Raw genomic sequence first — 18,978 nt, 5'->3', positions numbered from 1 at the left:
AGGCGTTTTTTTTGTGCGCCGCTAGCCCAGCGTCTCCGGCGGCGCCTCATAGCTGCCCGACTCGTAGCTCACCCCGTGACGAATCACCGGCGGCGCGTCACCCACGTGCAGGCTGGTGACGTTGTCGATGATGGTCTTGTCCTCCAGGGTCAGGCGATCGAGCATGCGCAGGTGGCCGATCCAGTTGTCCACCAGGAACAGTTCCTGCCAGACCTCCGGGTTGCTCACATCGCGGTACAGCGCCCAGCGCTCCGCGCCGTTGCGCAGGCGCAGACGACGCAGGGGTTTGGCGGAGCGGACGAAGTCACGGGTGCGCTCGGCGGGAATCCGGTACTCGATGGAGACCAGTACCGAGCCGCGCTCGGGGTTGAACACGAAGGTTGGCTGCCCCGGCACGCCGCCCGGTGCGCGGGCAATGCTGGTCGAATCCAGCTCCGGCAGCCGGGAGTTGTACAGCAGCGCCACCGAGACCAGTAGCAGGCAGCCAGCGGCGATCAGCGCACCCTGCACACCCATGGTTTCGGCGAAGTGCCCCCAGAGGAAGGAGCCTGCCGCCAGGCCGCCGTAGATCGCGGTCTGGTACAGCGCCAGGGCGCGGGCCTTGACCCAGTCGGGCACGAGGATCTGCACGGCGGAGTTGTACGTGGCCACTGCCGCGATCCAACAGGCGCCGCCCAGCACCAGCGCGGGGAAGATCACCCAGAGGTTGTCGACCCAGCCGAGGATGAGCATGACCACGGCGAGCGTAGCGGCGGCGAAGCTGATCAACCGGCTGCTGCCCAGCCACTGCCGCGCCTTGCTCACCATGGTGCTGGCGACGATGGCGCCCAGCCCCAGGGCGCCGAGCATGTAGCCGTACACCGAGGCGCTGCCGTCCGGGTTGCGGTGCGCCAGCAGCGGCAGCAACGCCCAGACGGCGCTGGCCGATAGGCCGAACACCGCCGAGCGCAGCATTACCAGGCGGGTGACGCTGGAGTACTGGGTGAAGCGCAGCGCAGCGATCACGCCTTCGAAGATGTGCTCCGGCGGCAGGGTGCGCTTGGGCACGTCGCGGCGCCATTGCCAGATCGCCCAGATCAGCGCGGCGTAGCACAGGCAGTTGAACAGGAATACCCAGGAGGCCCCGGTGGCCGACAGCAGCAGGCCGCCGATGGCCGGGCCGACGGCGCGGGCGACGTTGTAGTTGACGCTGTTGAGCAGCACCGCATCGCCGAGCATGCGCGGCGGCACCTGCTCGTTCACTGCCGCCTGCCAGGCGGGGATGGTGATCGAGCTGCCCAGCGACAGCCAGAGGATCGACACGATCAGCATCAGCGGGTCGAGGTAGCCCATGAATGCCAGCACCGTCACCAGCGCGGCGCCGGAGAGCTCCACCGTCAGGCCGACCAGCATGATCTTGCGGCGGTCGTGGTTGTCGGCCAGCACGCCGGACATGATCGACAGCAGCACCAGCGGCAGCGCCGAGGCGACCTGGATCATCGCGACCATCAACGGGCTGGCATGGGCCTCGGTGACCACCCAGGCGGCGGCGACCGATTGCGCCCAGGTGCCCAGGTTGGCGAACAGGTTGCAGATCCAGATGATGCGGAACGCGGCGATGCTGAAGGGGGCGAGGACGCCGCTGCGGGGTTCGGCTGGATCGGGCTTGAGGGGGAGGTCTTGCTTGGGTGAAACGGACTGCAGCATGGGGACGCCCTTATTTCGAGTGGCCGGCACGCGCGCGCAACCGGTGCCTTTCCATGCCGGGCAAGTGTAGTGGCTGAGGCGGTTCGTGCCATTGATGATGGTCATCCGTGGCGTTATCGGTGACACGCGCTGGCAAGCTTGGACAGTGCCGGAGTGGCTTTGGATTGTTAGGCTGCGTCGGAATTTTCCGCATTGCACTGGCAAATAACTGCACTGGCAAATAAGAGCGAAGAGCCGATGAAGCGACTTTCCACCTGTCTGCCCACCTGCCTGCTGGCGGGCCTGCTGGCCCTGCCGCAAAGCCTCTGGGCCTGGTCCAATCACACCCTGGGCAGCTACATCGCCCTGCAACAATTGCCGGCGGTCGCCCAGGCGCCGGACGTCGAGGTCGAGCCGCTGGAAAGCTTCGTCAGCCAGCAGCGCGCCGGCCTGGTGCAGTTGCTGGACGAGCAGGAGGCCTATGCCCGCGAGCACTTTCGCCAGTACCCACCGCGCCCGGACGATCTGCGCCTGACCGAGGACGGCCGCGACGACCTGCGCAAGGCCTTCCTCATGGCGCTGCGCCTGAACCCCGAGATCAAGCTGGCCACCGCCGTGCAGCCGCCGCCCGGAGGTGAGCTGTCGAGCGATTTGTTGCAGAAGCATGCGGCCCTGCAGCCGGCGGACGTGCTGGTGTTCCGCAATCTCTCCGGCTGGAACCAGTGGCGCTTCGTGCAGTTGCAGGCGGGGGAGAAGATTCCCGCGCTGGACGTGCTGGCCAGTGCTGCCGACGAGCCGGACTTCGGCCACGACATCAACCTGTTCAGCGACAACCCCGGCGAAGCCGGCCAGCGCTACGGCTTCGGCACCCAGCCGTTCGGTGATCCGCGTTACGAGTTCAGCTCCCAGGCGCCGTTCCACATGGGCTTCTACCACGAGGACGCGATCATCTACACCGGCGCCCCGTACCTGGAGCGCAACTGGCCTGAGTGGCGCGCCTACCAGTTCTATGGCCTGGCGCGCTTCGCCTTCGACAAGGGTCATCCGTACTGGGGCTACCGTTTCCTCGGTTGGGCGATGCACTACATCCAGGACATGACCCAGCCCTACCACTCGACGCCGCTGCCGGGCGAGACCACCACCAGCATGCTGTGGACGGCGGGCAAGTCCATTGCCGGTTTCGACGCCGACAAGCAGGCGGCGATCCAGCGCGTGGCGGACCGGCATACGGGTGTTGAGCGTTATCAGGTGGACTGGCTGCGCGAGACGCTGCGCCTGGGCGGGCAGTCGCCGTTGTTGGCGGCCTATGCGGATGTCAGCACGGATGGCACTTACCCGCCGTATTCGACCCAGTACCTGCGCGAGGTGGTGGCGAGCGAATCCCATGCCCATGCGGCGGCGTTTGATGCGGCGATCGGCCATTGGCTGGAAAACGAGAAGGCGCCGGCGGGGGATTTCAGCGCGGGGAACTCACCGGAGCCGTTCAGCCACGATGAGGCGTTGGATGAGCAGATTCTGCAATTGATCCGGCACTTCGGCGCTCACAGTCGCAACATCACGAAGGCGGCCCTGCAGCCGTAAAGAGGGTTGGCATTCCCGCCGGGCTGCGTGGGCCGCGGCGGGACTGCGCAATTTGCTTAGCCGCCGGAGCAGCCGTTGCCCCACACCTGGTATTCGACGGTGTGGCGCTGACCCTGAGTGTCTTCGTAGGTCATGCGTGCCGGCACGATGCCGCATTCGTTGGATACGTCGGTGGTCGAGATGACGTGGGCGACGTCCAGTTTCATGTCGTAGGTGTACTGCTCCACGGCCGCGCTTGGCGCCTGGTCGGCGGCGTTCACCTGCTCGGCGAGGGCGAGCGAAGAGAAGCCCAGCATGGCCAGGATGACTACAGCTTTCATGAATTTACCTGCCTTGTTCCCGGAGTCCGGACGTGACGGGTCCGTGACGTTCAGCTCATGGCTGCATCGGGAAGCGTTGGGGAATGATTTACGGGTCTTGGGTGGTGTTGCGGCGCGCGCTGTAACAGCACGGAAATAATAGGATTTGCCTGACCTGAGTCATATATCCAGGCGCCAACAAGACTTCGTACTCAGAGGCAACAATCCAGGCGCGACGCGGGTTTCGGGGGTGGTCTTGCGGCGGGCTGTCGCAGGTCTGGCGGATTCGCGGCGGGGTTGCCGGCTGGCGTAGGGGCAACTGTCTTTCTCTGAAAGTCCGTGCCCGGAGTTTCCCTCTCCCTAACCCTCTCCCTGAAGGGAGAGGGGACCGTATGGTGCAGGGTGAAACCAAAGCGTCAGCCGGCACGGACGGCTCCCTCTCCCTTCGAAGCGGGGCGCGTAGCCAGGGCGGAGGAGAGGGTAGGCTGGCACGACCTCTCGTGTAGGAGCGTCAGGCTTTTCCTGCAGGAACGAGGGGGGACGCCCAGTTCTTGCTCGCGAACATGGGCGACCTCAATCGCGCAGCGGCGACTGTGGGTCGAGCAGCGAAGTGCGAATGAAGTGCAGGTAGCTGCACACCCGGCGCAGGGGCGACGAATCGAAGTGCGGCGGGCGGCGATCGTCCGTGGTGCGCGTGGCATGGATGGCGTGTTCCACTGCTGCCAGGGCGCGCTGGCGGTTGCTCTCGCTGGGCTGGATGAACAGCCGGATCAGCGCCCGGCCCAGCGCGCGGATCGCCCGGCGCCAGGGCATGCGCTCGGCGTACCAGGGCTCCTTCGGCAGGGCAGCCTGCTCGCGGCGCAGCTCAATGATCGACAGGCCGATCTCCTGCACCTGAAAGGTCCAGCGCAGCAACCGACGCTGCACGTCCGGGCGGCCTGTGGATAGCCCATAGGCCTGGTTCAGCAGGTCGCGGGTGCCGCTTTCGAAGTTCGATGAGAGGCCCTTCAGCGGGTCGCTGATCACCCGCACCACGCGCAGGCGCAGCTCTGCTTCCAGGCGCTCCCACAGCCACGGCCGGTTCGGCGGCAGGATGACGATGGCCGCGACCACCGCCATGCCCATCGACAGCAGCATCGCCAGGTATTCGTTGATGAAGGTGTAGGCGTCGTAGCGCGCCACGTTGGCCGGCAGCGAGGCGATGCAGAACCACACCAGCAGGCCGACGCCGTAGCCGCTCCACTTGGGCCGGGTAATCAGGAACGCGCCGAGGGCGAACACCGGCGAGAGTACGAAGCACAGCAGCGGGAAGCCGTCGATGTGCGGCAGCACGCGGAAGGTCAGGATGAAGCCGAGCGTGGCGCCGAGCAGCGTACCGAGGGTCAGTTGCAGTGATAGCCGCTTGGGATTCGGCGAGGCGGAGGAGAGCGCGGCGATCAGCACCGAGGTCAGCGCGAAGGTGGCTCCGCTCAGCCAGGAAGTCTCGATCCAGAACACCCCGCCGACTATCACCAGCAGCGCACAACGGAACCCCGCGACGGCGGCGGCGAGGGCGTTGGCCTTGGGTGTGAAGCGCTCCTTCCATTGCTCGCGTTCGTGCTTGTGCGCGGCCAGCGAGGCGTGGGTCTGGGCGTAGTTGTGCATATCGTCGGCGAAGCGGTAGAGCAGCTCGGCGGCAGTCTCGAAGTCCAGCTGGTCGGCTTCCCGCGGGCAGGTGTGGCCGAGGTTGGCGCGGGCTTCGCGGATGCGGGGCATCAGGTGGTGCTTGCAGAGTTCCAGCTGCACGCTCAGGCGCTCGGCATCCGCTTCACTCAGCGGCCGGCCGTGCCAGCTGGCGAGCAGCTCGCTGACATCGATCAGGCACGGCATCAGCACTTCCAGCACGTTGCTGGCCTGGCGTTCGCGCAGGCGGTCGAGCAGCCGCTGCAGCGCATGGAAGCGTGTGGTCAGTTGCATGAACTCGCTGTTCAGCCGCGCCAGGCGGCCGCTGCGCAGACGCATGTGCGGGTCTTCGAAGGCAGTGACGTTGCGCAGGCTTTCCAGACCGACCACCTCGGCAGCGATACGTGCGCTGGCCTGCTCGAAGCGCTCGCGCTCCAGCGTGCCGTTGAGACCCGCGCTGGCGAGGCCGGCGAAGTCGCCGAAGCGGGTGTTCAGCGCGTTACGCAGGGCGGCGGTGCTGGTCTGCGGCAGGACCACGGCGCTGACCACGCCGGTGCAGAGAATCCCCAGGGTGATCTCGATCACCCGCCACAGCGCCTGCATGAAGGCACCTTCGGGGTGCAGGGTGGCAGGGATGCCGATCATCACCGCGGTGTAGCCGGCAAGCAGGCAGGCATAGGCGCGGAAGTCGCGGTAGCGCGCCGCGCCCGCAGTACACAGGCCGACCCAGATCGCCACGCAGAGCAGGAACAGCACGCGCTCCTGGGCGAACAGGGCAATGAAGGTAACCATCACCGTGAGCCCGGCCAGCGTACCGAGGATGCGGTAGAAACTCTTCGCCAGCACCTGGCCGCTCTGCGGCTGCAGCACGATGAAGGCGCTTACCAGCACGGTATTGGGTTGCGGCAGCTCCAGGCGGTAGGCCAGCCACAATGCCGTGAAGGCGGTGATCAGCGTCTTGAGGATGAACATCCAGGTGACGCCGTCGGTGTGCGCCCAGTCGGACAGGGCGAAGCGCACCGCGGCGGCCTTGGGCAGGCGCACGGACAGACTGCTCATCGGGCTTATCTCGGCAGGCGGTGGTCGGGCTTTTCTTGGCAGGCGGCGGACGGGTTTGGACACCCCTGTAGTTCTGAGGCCGAGCGAAGGGGTGGCAGCACGTTGCACGAAAGGCGGAGCACGGGTGCGAATCCTGGGGTGTCGCGGCGGGCCGCGTTGGGGAGGGCGATTCTAGAAGTGCGCCGGGGGGCAGGATAAGCTGACGGTTGGATGAATTATTGTTGCCTGAAAGGACAATAATCCCGTCGCGACAGGTGTGCGACAATTCGCCGCCTGTCATGAATCTGTAACAAGGCGTTGCTCGTCCGAGCGCCGTTGCAGAGGCCGCCCGCCGTGGCGTGGACAGGCTCTCAGGAGAAATGATGGACCTGCTGCACAACATGCGTGCCTTTGTCTGTGTCGCCGAGACCGGCAGCTTTACCGCCGCCGCCCAGCGCATGGACCTCACCACCGCCTACGTCTCGCGGACGGTGGCGAAGCTCGAAGCTCACCTGCGTACCCGCTTGCTGCACCGCACCACCCGCCGCATCGCCCTGACCGAAGCCGGCCAGCGTTACCTGCAGCGCTGCCAGCAGATCCTCGGCTACATCGAGGAGGCCGAAGCCGAAGCGGGCGACGCCCATGCCCGGCCCCACGGCAAGGTGAAGGTGCATGCCATGACCGGCATCGGCCAGCACTACCTGATCCGTGCGATCTCGCAGTACTGCGAGATCTACCCGGAGGTCACCTTCGACCTGACCCTGGCCAACCGCATCACCGACATCCTCGACGAGGGCTACGACATCTCCGTGGTCATCGCCCAGGAGCTGCCGGATTCGGGCTTCGTCTCCAAGCGCATCGGCAAGACCTACAGCGTGCTCTGCGCGTCGCCCGACTATGTGGCGCGCCATGGCCTGCCCAAGCAGCTCGGCGAGCTGACCGATCACCGTTGCCTGCGCCTGGTGAACTCGGTGATGTCGCTGGACAAGTGGCTGTTCGACGGCCCCGACGGCCAGGAAATGGTCGGCATCAACCAGACGCATTTCCAGGTCAACACCGCTGACGCCATGACCGAGGCGGTACGCGCCGGCATGGGCATCGGCGCGCTGCCGGTGTACTCCGCCGTGCAGGGCCTGAAGGACGGCAGCCTGGTGCGCGTGCTGCCCGATTACAGCCTGTTCCACCTCAACGTCTATGCGCTGTATCCGTCGCGCCAGTACCTCGACGCGAAGATCCGCACCTGGGTGGAGTTCCTCCGTGATTGTGTGCCCGGCATGCTTGAGGAGCACGAACGGATGATGCTCGAGCATCGCACCCAAGTGCCCGGCTGACGCGCCATTCTTCTGTCTTGAGCCTCTGAACCTCACCGCGCCCGGCATCTGCCGGGCGTGTTTTTTCGTACCTTGCGTTCCGCTGTGTCGAACGCCGCTTTGGGAAAAGACGAATTCTCCGAACGCGACTATTTGCGTCAGTCTCGTTGCGAGCCTGTCGCCAGGCTCACCTCGCAAGCACAAGAACAAATTGAGGGTGACGCGATGTTTACAACCATGGGGCGGGCGTTGCTCGCCGTCCTGGCGTTGGCCTGCGCTTCTGCCATTCAGGCTGCCGATGAACCCCGGCCTTCCAGCGAACCGATAGTGATCAAGTTCGCTCACGTGGTTGCGGAGAACACGCCCAAGGGGCAGGGCGCGCTGATGTTCAAGCGCCTGGCCGAAGAGCGCCTGCCCGGCCGGGTGCGCGTGGAGGTCTACCCGAACTCCTCGCTGTACGGCGACGGCAAGGAAATGGAAGCGCTGCTGCTGGGGGACGTGCAGATGCTCGCGCCGTCCCTGGCCAAGTTCGAGCAGTACACCCGCAAGGTACAGATCTTCGATCTACCGTTCCTCTTCGACGATATCGACGCCGTCGACAACTTCCAGCGCAGCCCGCAGGGCCAGAGCCTGCTGACCAGCATGCAGGGCAAGGGCATCCTCGGCCTCGCCTACTGGCACAACGGGATGAAGCAGCTGTCGGCCAATCGCCTGCTGCTCGAGCCGGGCGATGCGCGCGGACTGAAGTTCCGCGTGCAGGCCTCCGACGTGCTCAACGAACAGTTCCGCGAGCTGCGCGCGATCTCCCGCAAGATGTCCTTCGCCGAGGTCTACCAGGGCCTGCAGACCGGCGTGGTGAATGGCACCGAGAACACCTGGTCGAACTACGAGAGCCAGAAGGTCAACGAGGTGCAGAAGTACTTCACCGAGTCCAACCACGGCCTGGTGGACTACATGGTGATCACCAATGCGAAGTTCTGGAACGGCCTGCCGCCGGACCTGCGCGCCGAGTTGGAAAAGATCATGGCCGAGGTCACCGTGAAGGTGAACCAGGAAGCCGAGCGGCTGAACCGCGACGCCCGCCAGCGCATCCTCGCCAGCGGCACCAGCGAGATCCACCCGCTCACCGCGCAGCAGCGCGCCGACTGGCGCGAGGCGATGCAGCCGGTGTGGCAGAAATTCCGCGACAACGTCGGCGCCGATTTCCTCCAGGCCGCCGAAGCCTCCAACCGTCCCCATTGATCCACCCGGCCCCGCCGGCTGGCGGGGCTGTGTGCGGATGTTCCGTTGTGGAGAACTTTCGATGAACCGACTCGTGCGCGTCTGGAACCACTTCGAGGAAGGCGCCATCGCCTTCCTGCTGGCGGCCATGACGCTGGTGACCTTCGTCTACGTGGTGATGACCAACGTCTTCACCCTGTTCTATGACCTGGGCGACCGCCTGCCATCGTTACAGGGGCCGCTCTACGCCATCGGCGATGCGATCCTCGGCGTCGCCCAGGACATGTCCTGGAGCAACGCACTGACCAAGGCGCTGTTCGGCTGGCTGATCTTCTTCGGCATCGCCTATGGCGTGCGTACCGCCGGCCACCTGGGCGTGGACGCGCTGGTGCGGCTGGCGCCGCGCCCGGTGCAACGCTGCATCGGCGTGCTGGCCTGTCTCTGCTGCCTGGGCTACGCCGGGCTGTTCATGGTCGCCAGTTTCGACTGGGTGAAGACCCTGTTCGTCGCCGGCATCGGCGCGGAAGACCTCGACCATTTCGGCATCCTCCAGGCCTACATCGCGGTGATCGTGCCCATTGGCTTCGGCCTGGTGGTCCTGCGCTACCTGGAAATCCTCGTCAACCTGTTGCGCGGCCGCCAACTCGGCCTGGGCCTCGCCGACGAGGCCGCGGAAGCCTCGAAGTTGGCCGGTGAAGAAGCCGCGGAGAGCCGTCCATGACCGTGATGATCCTGTTCCTCCTGCTCTTCGTCTTCATGTTCATCGGCGTGCCCATCGCCATTTCCCTCGGGCTTTCCGGCGCACTGACGATCCTGCTGTTCAGTCCTGACTCGGTGCGTTCGCTGGCGATCAAGCTGTTCGAGACCTCCGAGGCCTACACGCTGCTGGCAATCCCGTTCTTCCTGCTTTCCGGCGCCTTCATGACCACCGGCGGCGTGGCCCGCCGGCTGATCGACTTCGCCAATGCCTGCGTCGGCCACATCCGTGGCGGCCTGGCGATCGCGGCGGTGCTGGCCTGCATGCTGTTCGCCGCCCTGTCCGGTTCTTCGCCGGCGACCGTGGCGGCAGTGGGCTCGATTGCCGTGGCCGGCATGGTGCGTTCGGGATACCCGCGCGAGTTCGGCGCCGGGATCATCTGCAACGCCGGTACCCTGGGCATCCTGATTCCGCCGTCGATCGTCATGGTGGTGTACTCGGCTGCCACCGAGACTTCGGTGGGCAAGCTGTTCGTCGCCGGCGTGGTGCCGGGCCTGCTGCTGGGCGTGATTCTGATGGTGGTGATCTACATCGTCGCGCGGGTGAAGAAGCTGCCGGCGCAACCGCGCGCCAGCCTGCGCGAATGGCTGTCCGCCGCACGCCGGGCGATCTGGGGCCTGTTGCTGCTGGTGATCATCCTTGGCGGCATTTACTCCGGGCTGTTCACGCCTACCGAGGCGGCGGCGGTGGCGGCGGTCTACTCGGCCTTCGTCGCGCTGTTCGTCTACAAGGACATGCGCCTGCGCGACTGCCCCAAGGTGCTGGTGGAGTCGGGGCGGCTGAGCATCATGCTGATGTTCATCATCGCCAACGCCATGCTCTTCGCCCACGTGCTGACCACCGAGCAGATTCCCCAGCAGATCACCGAGTGGGTGATGCAGGAGGGGCTGACGCCGATCGGCTTCCTGCTGATGGTCAACGTGGTGCTGCTGGTGGCCGGCAGCTTCATGGAGCCCTCGGCCATCGTGCTGATCCTCGCGCCGATCTTCTTCCCCATCGCCATGCGCCTGGGGATCGACCCGATCCACCTCGGCATCGTCATGGTGGTGAACATGGAGATCGGTCTGGTGCACCCGCCGGTAGGGCTCAACCTGTTCGTCACCTCGGCGGTCACCGGCCTGCCGCTGGGCTCGACCATCCGCGCGGCGCTGCCGTGGCTGATGATCCTGCTGCTGTTCCTGATCCTGGTGACCTACGTGCCCTACATCTCGCTGGCGCTGCCCCACGCCCTTGGCATGTGACAGGTTGTCGCGGCCCCATGAGTCCGTTGCCAAAACAACGGCTTATGGGGCTCATCACTAAGACTAAGGATTGGTAAGACCATGGTCGTATGGTTCGGGAGAGGGTGTCGCCGTTACAACTTAGGGCAACAAAAACAACACTCTTCACCGAGGTAGAACGCCATGACAGCGGCATCCGTGTACCCCGTGCGTCCCGAAGTGGCCGCGACCACTCTGACCGACGAGGCCACCTACAAGAAGCTGTACCAGCAGTCGGTGGTCAACCCCGACGGCTTCTGGCGCGAACAGGCCCAGCGCATCGACTGGATCAAGCCGTTCACCAAGGTCAAGCAGACCTCCTTCGACGATCACCACGTGGACATCAAGTGGTTCGCCGATGGCACCCTGAACCTCTCCTACAACTGCCTCGACCGCCACCTGGCCGAGCGCGGCGACCAGCTCGCCATCATCTGGGAAGGCGACGATCCTTCCGAGCACCGTGAAATCACCTACCGCGAGCTGCACGAGCAGGTCTGCAAGTTCGCTAACGCCCTGCGCGGCCAGGACGTGCACCGTGGCGACGTGGTGACCATCTACATGCCGATGATCCCGGAAGCCGTGGTCGCCATGCTGGCCTGCGCCCGCATCGGTGCGATCCATTCCGTTGTGTTCGGCGGCTTCTCCCCCGAAGCCCTGGCCGGCCGCATCATCGACTGCCGTTCCAAGGTGGTGATCACCGCCGACGAAGGTCTGCGTGGCGGCAAGAAGACCCCGCTCAAGGCCAACGTCGACGACGCCCTGACCAACCCGGAAACCAACAGTGTGCAGAAGATCATCGTCTGCAAGCGCACGGGTTCGGACATCAAGTGGAACCAGCACCGCGACGTGTGGTTCGAGGACCTGATGAAGGTCGCCGGCTCCACCTGCGCACCGAAGGAAATGGGCGCCGAGGACCCGCTGTTCATCCTCTACACCTCCGGCTCCACCGGCAAACCCAAGGGCGTGCTGCACACCACCGGCGGCTACCTGGTCTACGCCTCGCTGACCCATGAGCGGGTGTTCGACTACCGTCCGGGTGAAGTCTTCTGGTGCACCGCCGACATCGGCTGGGTCACCGGTCACACCTACGTCGTCTACGGCCCGTTGGCCAACGGCGCGACCACCGTGCTGTTCGAGGGCGTGCCGAACTACCCGGACATCTCCCGCGTCGCGAAGATCGTCGACAAGCACAAGGTCAACATCCTCTACACCGCCCCGACCGCCATCCGCGCCATGATGGCCGAGGGCAAGGCAGCGGTCGCAGGCGCCGACGGCTCCAGCCTGCGCCTGCTGGGTTCGGTGGGCGAGCCGATCAATCCGGAAGCCTGGCAGTGGTACTACGAGACCGTCGGCCAGTCGCGCTGCCCGATCGTCGACACCTGGTGGCAAACCGAAACCGGCGCCTGCCTGATGACCCCACTGCCGGGCGCCCACGGCCTGAAGCCGGGCTCCGCTGCCAAGCCGTTCTTCGGCGTGGTGCCGGCGCTGGTGGACAACCTGGGCAACATCCTGGAAGGGGCCACCGAGGGCAACCTGGTGATCCTGGATTCCTGGCCGGGCCAGGCGCGCACCCTGTACGGCGACCACGACCGCTACGTGGACACCTACTTCAAGACCTTCAAGGGCATGTACTTCACCGGTGACGGCGCCCGCCGCGACGAAGACGGCTACTACTGGATCACCGGCCGCGTCGATGACGTGCTCAACGTCTCCGGCCACCGCATGGGTACCGCCGAGATCGAGAGCGCCCTGGTCGCCCACCCGAAAGTGGCCGAGGCCGCAGTGGTTGGCGTACCGCACGACATCAAGGGGCAGGGCATCTATGTCTACGTCACCCTGAATGCCGGCGAGGAAAGCAACGAGCAATTGCGCCAGGAACTGCGTGCCTGGGTGCGCAAGGAAATCGGCCCGATCGCCACGCCGGATGTGATCCAGTGGGCGCCGGGCCTGCCGAAGACCCGCTCGGGCAAGATCATGCGCCGCATCCTGCGCAAGATCGCCACGGCCGAGTACGACACCCTGGGTGATATCTCCACCCTGGCCGATCCGGGTGTGGTGCAGCACCTGATCGATACGCACCAGGCCATGCGCGCGGCCTGATCCGCCGCCCGATGAAAAACGCCCCGCTTGCCGGGGCGTTTTTCATTTCTGCGCTTTTGTGCCGGCGGCCCACAATCCACAATCGCCGAAGCTCTCCTGGAGCATCAACGTAGGATGGCGTGGAGCGCCGCGATACCCATCAATCCCGGCACTGACCGGATGCAGTTCGCGAGCAAGCTCGCTCCTACAGTGTGCGTCCCTCCCACCGGTAACATTTCCCTGCGACAAAATGAGGCGCCAGGAAACATTTCGCACAGCTTCGGTGCGTCTTTTCTGTCCGCGCGGAATGAGTCAATATCGCGCACCCCGCGCAGGGACTGAGGTCTGGTATTTGTGGCCCAATTACTGCAAGTAAATTGGGTTTTACTACTCGCTTTCAGATCACGTAAAATCCACGCCGTCAAGCCGCCGGGGCTCTGTCTCCGGCGCTTCTATAATTACTTGTCGCATTGAAGAAATAACCGCTCCGGGGCTGTCGCTAGAATGCCGCTCACCCCGGTAGGCGCGCTTTTCACAAGAATCGCGCCGGCAATGCGCAGACGAACAATAACCTTCACTTCTGCACGGGCAGCCTGGGCCAACCCCTTTCTCCTGCCAATCGAAGCCCTACCCTCGAAGGAGTTACTGATGAAGAAGTTTGCACTTCTCGGTGCGCTGGCCCTGTCCGCGCTTTCCCTGGTTGCCCACGCTGACGACAAGCCGGTCCGCATCGGCATCGAAGCCGGCTATCCGCCTTTCTCCTTCAAGACTCCCGACGGCAAGCTCGCCGGTTTCGACGTGGATATCGGCAACGCCCTGTGCGAAGAGATGAAGGTCAAATGTACCTGGGTCGAGCAGGAGTTTGACGGCCTGATCCCGGCACTGAAGGTTCGCAAGATCGACGCCATCCTCTCGTCCATGACCATCACCGACGAGCGCAAGAAGTCCGTGGACTTCACCAACAAGTACTACCACACCCCCGCGCGCTTCGTGATGAAGGAAGGCGTGACCCTGAGCGATCCGCTGGCGGACCTGAAGGGCAAGAAGGTCGGTGTGCTGCGCGCCTCCACCCATGACCGCTACGCCACCGACGTCCTGGCTCCGGCCGGCATCGAGGTCGTGCGTTACAACTCGCAGAACGAAGCCAACATGGACCTGGTCTCCGGCCGCATCGACGCGACCATGGCTGACTCGGTCAACCTCGACGACGGCTTCCTGAAAACCGATGCCGGCAAGGGCTACGCCTTCGTAGGTCCGGAATACAACGATCCGAAGTACTTCGGTGGTGGCGCCGGCATCGCCGTGCGCAAGGGCGATACCGCCCTGACCGAGAAATTCAACGCGGCCATCGCCGGCATCCGTGCCAACGGCAAGTACAAGGAAGTACAGGACAAGTACTTCAAGTTCGACGTCTACGGCGAGAACTGATCCACGTCCAGAAGTGGCACAGACCCAGGCCTGATCCTGAAGTTTGTGCCACTTTTTTATTGGGGGTGAGCCTGCAGTCGCGCTCGCCCTGAGCGTCCGTGTCGTTGCGGGCGGCGTCCGGTTTCACGAGGTACGAAATTATGCTCAATGGCTACGGAGCCACCATCGTCGATGGTGCCTGGCTGACGCTTCAGCTGTCCCTGCTGTCGATGGCCCTGGCGATCGCGCTGGGTCTGCTCGGCGCGGCCATCCGCCTGTCGCCTGTGAAGTGGCTGGCCTGGTGCGGCGACCTCTATTCCACCGTGATCCGCGGCGTACCGGACCTTGTGCTGATCCTGCTGATTTTCTATGGCGGCCAGGCTGCGGTGAACTGGATCGCGCCCATGGTCGGCTATGACGACTACATCGACCTCAACCCCTTCGCCTCCGGGGTCGGCACCCTGGGCTTCATCTTCGGCGCCTACCTGTCCGAGACCTTCCGTGGCGCTTTCATGGCCATCCCGAAAGGGCAGGGCGAGGCCGGCTTCGCCTACGGCATGAGCCCGCTTCAGGTGTTCTTCCGCATCCAGGTGCCGCAGATGATCCGCCTGGCCATCCCCGGCTTCACCAACAACTGGCTGGTACTGGTCAAGGCCACCGCGCTGATCTCCGTGGTCGGCCTGCAGGACATGATGTTCAAGGCCAAGCAGGCCTCGGACGCCACACGCGAACCCTTCACCTATTTCCTCGCCGTGGCGGCGCTGTACCTGGTGGTCACCAGCGTTTCCCTGGTGCTGCTGCGCATGCTCGAACGCCGCTATTCGGTCGGCGTGAAAGTCGCCGAGCTTTGAGACCGGGAGCCTGATCATGATTTTCGACTTCTCCGTCATCTGGGACAGCCTGCCGCTCTACTTCAGCGGCCTGCTGGTGACCCTCAAGCTGCTGGCAATCTCGCTGTTCTTCGGTCTGCTGGCGGCGGTGCCGCTGGCGCTGATGCGCTGCTCGAAGAACCCCGCGGTGAACCTGCCGGCCTGGCTCTATACCTATGTGATCCGCGGCACCCCGATGCTGGTGCAGCTGTTCCTCATCTATTACGGCCTGGCACAGTTCGAGGCGGTGCGCGAGAGCGCGATGTGGCCGTTGCTGTCCAACGCCACTTTCTGCGCCTGCGCAGCCTTTGCCATCAACACCAGCGCCTACACCGCCGAGATCCTTGCCGGCAGCATCCGCGCGACCCCGCACGGCGAGATCGAAGCCGCCAAGGCCATGGGCATGTCGCGGATCAAGCTGTACCGCCGCATCCTGCTGCCCTCGGCCCTGCGCCGCGCGCTGCCGCAGTACAGCAACGAAGTGATCATGATGCTGCAGACCACCAGCCTTGCGTCCATCGTGACCCTGGTGGACATCACCGGCGCCGCGCGCACCGTGTACTCGCAGTACTACCTGCCGTTCGAGGCGTTCATCACCGCCGGCATCTTCTACCTGATCATGACCTTCACCCTGGTGCGCCTGTTCAAGCTGGCCGAGCGCCGCTGGCTGGCCTATCTCGCGCCGCGCAAGCACTGAGGAATACACCGTGGAACGTATCGATCATCTGCTGCCGTGGAGCAGCCTGGGTAGCGAGCGCCGCCTGAGCGTATTCCGCTACGGCAAGGGCCCGCGCAAGGTCTACATCCAGTCCAGCCTGCATGCCGACGAGCTGCCGGGCATGCGCACCGCCTGGGAACTCAAGCAGCGCCTGGCCTACCTCGAGTCGCGCGGGCAGCTGAACTGCGTCGTCGAACTGGTGCCGGTGGCCAACCCCATCGGCCTGGGTCAGACCCTGCAGGCCAGCCATCTGGGGCGTTTCGAGTTCGGCAGCGGAAAGAACTTCAACCGCGATTTCGTCGAGCTGAGCGCTCTGGTTGCCGAGCGTGTCGGCGACCAGCTGGGCGTCGATGAAGCCGCCAACGTCGAGCTGATCCGCCAGGCCATGCGTGATGGCCTCGACGCGCTGCCGCCGGCCTCGTCCGAGCTGCAGGGCATGCAGCGCATCCTGCTGCGCCACGCCTGCGATGCTGAAGTGGTCCTCGACCTGCATTGCGACTTCGACGCTGCCATCCACGTCTATGCGATCCCGCAGCACTGGCCGCGCTGGAAGTCCCTGGCTGCGCGTCTGCAAGCCGGCGTCGCTCTGCTTGCCGAAGATTCCGGCGGCAGTTCCTTCGACGAATCCTGTTCGCTGCCCTGGCTGCGCCTGGCGCAGGCCTTCCCGCAGGCGGCGATTCCGCTGGCGTGCCTGGCGACCACCGTCGAGCTGGGCGGTGTGGGAGATACCCGCGTCGACCAGGGGCAGGCCAATGCCGAGGCCATCCTCGGCTTCCTCGCCGAGCAGGGTCTGATCGCCGGCGACTGGCCGGCGGCACCGGCCGAATGCTGCGAAGGCATGCCCTTCGAAGGCACTGAATACCTCTACGCTCCCCACGTAGGCGTGGTGAGTTTCCTGCGCAAGGCGGGGGAGTGGGTGGAGAAGGGCGACGCACTGTTCGAAGTGGTCGACCCGCTGAACGACCAGGTCAGCACTGTTCGCGCCGGGACTTCCGGCGTGCTGTTCGCCATCGAGCGTGGGCGCTACGCCCAGCCGGGGCTTTGGCTGGCCAAGGTGGCCGGGCGTGAGCCGTTCCGCAAGGGCCGGCTGATCAACGACTGAATTCGAGAACCGACACCATGTACAAACTGGAAATCCAGGACCTGCACAAGCGCTACGGCACCCACGAGGTGCTCAAGGGCGTCTCCCTGGCGGCGAAAGCGGGCGACGTGATCAGCATCATCGGCTCCTCCGGCTCGGGCAAGAGCACCTTCCTGCGCTGCATCAACCTGCTCGAACAGCCCCATGCGGGCAAGATCCTGCTCAACGGCGAAGAGCTCAAGCTCGTGCCGAACAAGGACGGCGCGCTCAAGGCTGCCGACGCCAAGCAGCTGCAGCGCATGCGCTCGCGCCTGTCGATGGTGTTCCAGCACTTCAACCTGTGGTCGCACATGAGTGCCCTGGAAAACGTCATCGAAGCGCCGGTCCACGTACTGGGCGTGTCGAAGAAAGAGGCGCTGGAAAAGGCCGAGCACTACCTGGCGAAAGTCGGCGTGGCGCACCGCAAGGATGCCTACCCGGCCCACATGTCTGGCGGTGAGCAGCAGCGCGTGGCGATCGCCCGTGCCCTGGCGGTCGAGCCGGAAGTCATGCTGTTCGACGAACCGACCTCGGCGCTCGACCCCGAGCTGGTCGGCGAAGTCCTGCGCGTGATGCAGGACCTGGCCCAGGAAGGCCGCACCATGGTGGTGGTGACCCACGAGATGGGCTTCGCCCGCGAGGTCTCCAACCAGCTGGTGTTCCTGCACAAAGGCCTGGTGGAAGAGGCGGGCTGCCCGAAGGAAGTCCTGGCCAATCCACAATCCGAACGCCTCAAGCAGTTCCTTTCCGGCAGCTTGAAGTAAGCTGTCCGTTACAGTCGCCTGGTGACCTGATCGCATGACCGCACAACGCATCGGATTCCTCCTCTGGCCGCACACGCGGGCGCTGACCCTCGGTCTGGCCGAGGAGGCTCTGCGGGTCGCCCGCCGACTGCACCCCGAAGCGCTCTACGAACCGGTCTTCATGAGCGCCGAACCGGTGGCCGAGGCCGATGGCTGGCGCCTGCCGGGGCAGGCCTGGAGCGGTGTGCTGGAGCAGTGCCAGCGGATATTCCTGGTCGCCGACGAGATTCCGCAGACGGTCCCCGCGCCACTGGCTGCCGTACTCAAGCAGCTGTCGCGCAGCGGTGTGAGCATCGGAGCATTGTCCGCCGGTATCTACCCGCTGGCGCAGTTGGGTCTGCTCGACGGTTACCGCGCCGCTGTGCACTGGCGCTGGCACGACGATTTCACCGAGCGTTACCCCAAGGTCATCGCCACCAACCACCTGTTCGAGTGGGACCGTGATCGACTCAGTGCTTGCGGCGGCATGGCGGTGCTCGATCTGCTGCTGGCCGTGCTGTCCCGCGACCATGGTGCGGAGCTGGCGGGCGCAGTCTCCGAAGAGCTGGTAGTGGAGCGCATCCGCGAAGGCTCCGAACGCCAGCGCATCCCGCTGAAGAACCGCCTCGGCTCCAGCCACCCGAAGCTCACCCAGGCGGTGCTGCTGATGGAGGCGAACATCGAGGAGCCGCTGACCACCGACGAGATCGCCCAGCACGTGTGCGTCTCGCGCCGCCAGCTGGAGCGCATCTTCAAACAGTACCTGACCCGGGTGCCCAGCCAGTATTACCTGGAGCTGCGCCTGAACCGCGCGCGGCAGATGCTCATGCAGACCAGCAAGTCGATCATCCAGATCGGCCTGTCCTGCGGCTTCTCCAGCGGTCCGCATTTCTCCAGCGCCTACCGCAACTTCTTCGGCGTGACCCCGCGCGAAGACCGCAACCAGCGCCGCGGCCAGAGCGCCGCCGAAGCCGCCCCGGTCGCCACCGAGCGCGGTTGACACCGCGCTTTGCGCAGGGCGAATAACCTGGAGCTGGTTATCCGCCCTACAAGCTTCGCCTGATACTTTCTTGTTGCGCAGTTGGCGAGCAGGGGGCAGACGCCCTCTCGCTCCTGCACAAAAGCCCCTTCCTGCCTTATTCCTTTTTCCCTCGTTCGCGCAGCGAACAAATTCCACGGTCGCTTGTACCCGCAGCAGGCCGCAGGCCTTA

15 protein-coding genes are annotated in these 18,978 nt (G+C 65.0%); 12 read left to right on the top strand and 3 right to left on the bottom strand.

The features are described 5' to 3' along the window. Nucleotides 1-21: 21 nt before the first annotated feature. On the bottom strand, nucleotides 22-1,686 hold the full coding sequence (locus tag IB256_RS22005) for an MFS transporter (RefSeq protein ID WP_192289265.1): 1,665 nt from the start codon (nucleotides 1,684-1,686) through the stop codon (nucleotides 22-24). A 237-nt stretch (nucleotides 1,687-1,923) separates the two neighbouring features. Here IB256_RS22005 and IB256_RS22000 point away from each other — a divergent pair, with 237 nt between their 5' ends. Continuing rightward, complete coding sequence (locus tag IB256_RS22000; protein ID WP_192404061.1) at nucleotides 1,924-3,246, top strand: phospholipase; 1,323 nt, start codon at nucleotides 1,924-1,926, stop codon at nucleotides 3,244-3,246. 56 nt (nucleotides 3,247-3,302) lie between these two features. Here IB256_RS22000 and IB256_RS21995 read toward each other — a convergent pair whose 3' ends face one another. Then, a complete protein-coding gene (locus tag IB256_RS21995) occupies nucleotides 3,303-3,566 on the bottom strand; it encodes a DUF2790 domain-containing protein (protein WP_024766324.1) in 264 nt (87 codons plus the stop codon). A gap of 552 nt (nucleotides 3,567-4,118) precedes the next feature. Beyond that, nucleotides 4,119-6,266 (bottom strand): FUSC family protein, encoded by a 2,148-nt coding sequence (locus tag IB256_RS21990; protein ID WP_192289261.1) that lies wholly within the window; start codon nucleotides 6,264-6,266, stop codon nucleotides 4,119-4,121. Between the two features lie 362 nt (nucleotides 6,267-6,628). Between IB256_RS21990 and IB256_RS21985 the strand changes: the two genes are divergently transcribed. The 11 genes from IB256_RS21985 to argR all read left to right on the top strand — a co-directional run bounded on the left by IB256_RS21985 (nucleotide 6,629) and on the right by argR (nucleotide 18,767). Beyond that, nucleotides 6,629-7,576 carry a LysR family transcriptional regulator gene (locus tag IB256_RS21985; RefSeq protein WP_081517961.1) on the top strand — a complete coding sequence of 316 codons (948 nt, stop codon included), beginning with the start codon at nucleotides 6,629-6,631 and terminating at the stop codon, nucleotides 7,574-7,576. A gap of 204 nt (nucleotides 7,577-7,780) precedes the next feature. Continuing rightward, nucleotides 7,781-8,797 carry a TRAP transporter substrate-binding protein gene (locus tag IB256_RS21980; protein WP_192404059.1) on the top strand — a complete coding sequence of 339 codons (1,017 nt, stop codon included), beginning with the start codon at nucleotides 7,781-7,783 and terminating at the stop codon, nucleotides 8,795-8,797. Nucleotides 8,798-8,858: 61 nt separating this feature from the next. Further along, nucleotides 8,859-9,497, top strand: a complete 639-nt coding sequence (locus IB256_RS21975) for a TRAP transporter small permease (protein ID WP_151186374.1) — start codon at nucleotides 8,859-8,861, stop codon at nucleotides 9,495-9,497. Then, complete coding sequence (gene dctM, locus IB256_RS21970; protein WP_151186375.1) at nucleotides 9,494-10,774, top strand: C4-dicarboxylate TRAP transporter large permease protein DctM; 1,281 nt, start codon at nucleotides 9,494-9,496, stop codon at nucleotides 10,772-10,774. Before IB256_RS21975 ends, dctM begins: the two co-directional genes overlap by 4 nt. Before the next feature lie 162 nt (nucleotides 10,775-10,936). Then, nucleotides 10,937-12,892 carry an acetate--CoA ligase gene (gene acs, locus IB256_RS21965; RefSeq protein ID WP_081517965.1) on the top strand — a complete coding sequence of 652 codons (1,956 nt, stop codon included), beginning with the start codon at nucleotides 10,937-10,939 and terminating at the stop codon, nucleotides 12,890-12,892. 627 nt (nucleotides 12,893-13,519) lie between these two features. After that, complete coding sequence (locus IB256_RS21960; protein WP_081517966.1) at nucleotides 13,520-14,299, top strand: ABC transporter substrate-binding protein; 780 nt, start codon at nucleotides 13,520-13,522, stop codon at nucleotides 14,297-14,299. Nucleotides 14,300-14,439: 140 nt separating this feature from the next. After that, nucleotides 14,440-15,129 (top strand): ABC transporter permease, encoded by a 690-nt coding sequence (locus tag IB256_RS21955; protein WP_081517967.1) that lies wholly within the window; start codon nucleotides 14,440-14,442, stop codon nucleotides 15,127-15,129. A gap of 16 nt (nucleotides 15,130-15,145) precedes the next feature. Further along, complete coding sequence (locus IB256_RS21950) at nucleotides 15,146-15,844, top strand: ABC transporter permease (RefSeq protein WP_138215129.1); 699 nt, start codon at nucleotides 15,146-15,148, stop codon at nucleotides 15,842-15,844. A 10-nt stretch (nucleotides 15,845-15,854) separates the two neighbouring features. Then, nucleotides 15,855-16,967 (top strand): succinylglutamate desuccinylase/aspartoacylase family protein, encoded by a 1,113-nt coding sequence (locus tag IB256_RS21945; protein ID WP_192289253.1) that lies wholly within the window; start codon nucleotides 15,855-15,857, stop codon nucleotides 16,965-16,967. Nucleotides 16,968-16,984: 17 nt separating this feature from the next. Further along, nucleotides 16,985-17,749: an arginine/ornithine transport ATP-binding protein AotP gene (gene aotP, locus IB256_RS21940; RefSeq protein WP_015476463.1), complete on the top strand. Its 765-nt coding sequence runs from the start codon at nucleotides 16,985-16,987 to the stop codon at nucleotides 17,747-17,749. A 34-nt stretch (nucleotides 17,750-17,783) separates the two neighbouring features. Next, nucleotides 17,784-18,767, top strand: coding sequence for a transcriptional regulator ArgR (gene argR, locus IB256_RS21935; RefSeq protein ID WP_192289251.1), 984 nt, complete (start codon nucleotides 17,784-17,786; stop codon nucleotides 18,765-18,767). Nucleotides 18,768-18,978 lie beyond the last annotated feature (211 nt).

The organism is Pseudomonas sp. PDM17 (assembly GCF_014851985.1).
Taxonomy (GTDB): Bacteria; Pseudomonadota; Gammaproteobacteria; order Pseudomonadales; family Pseudomonadaceae; genus Pseudomonas.
Note: the sequence above shows the minus strand (reverse complement) of the source record. Positions and strands in the feature narration are given on the sequence as shown.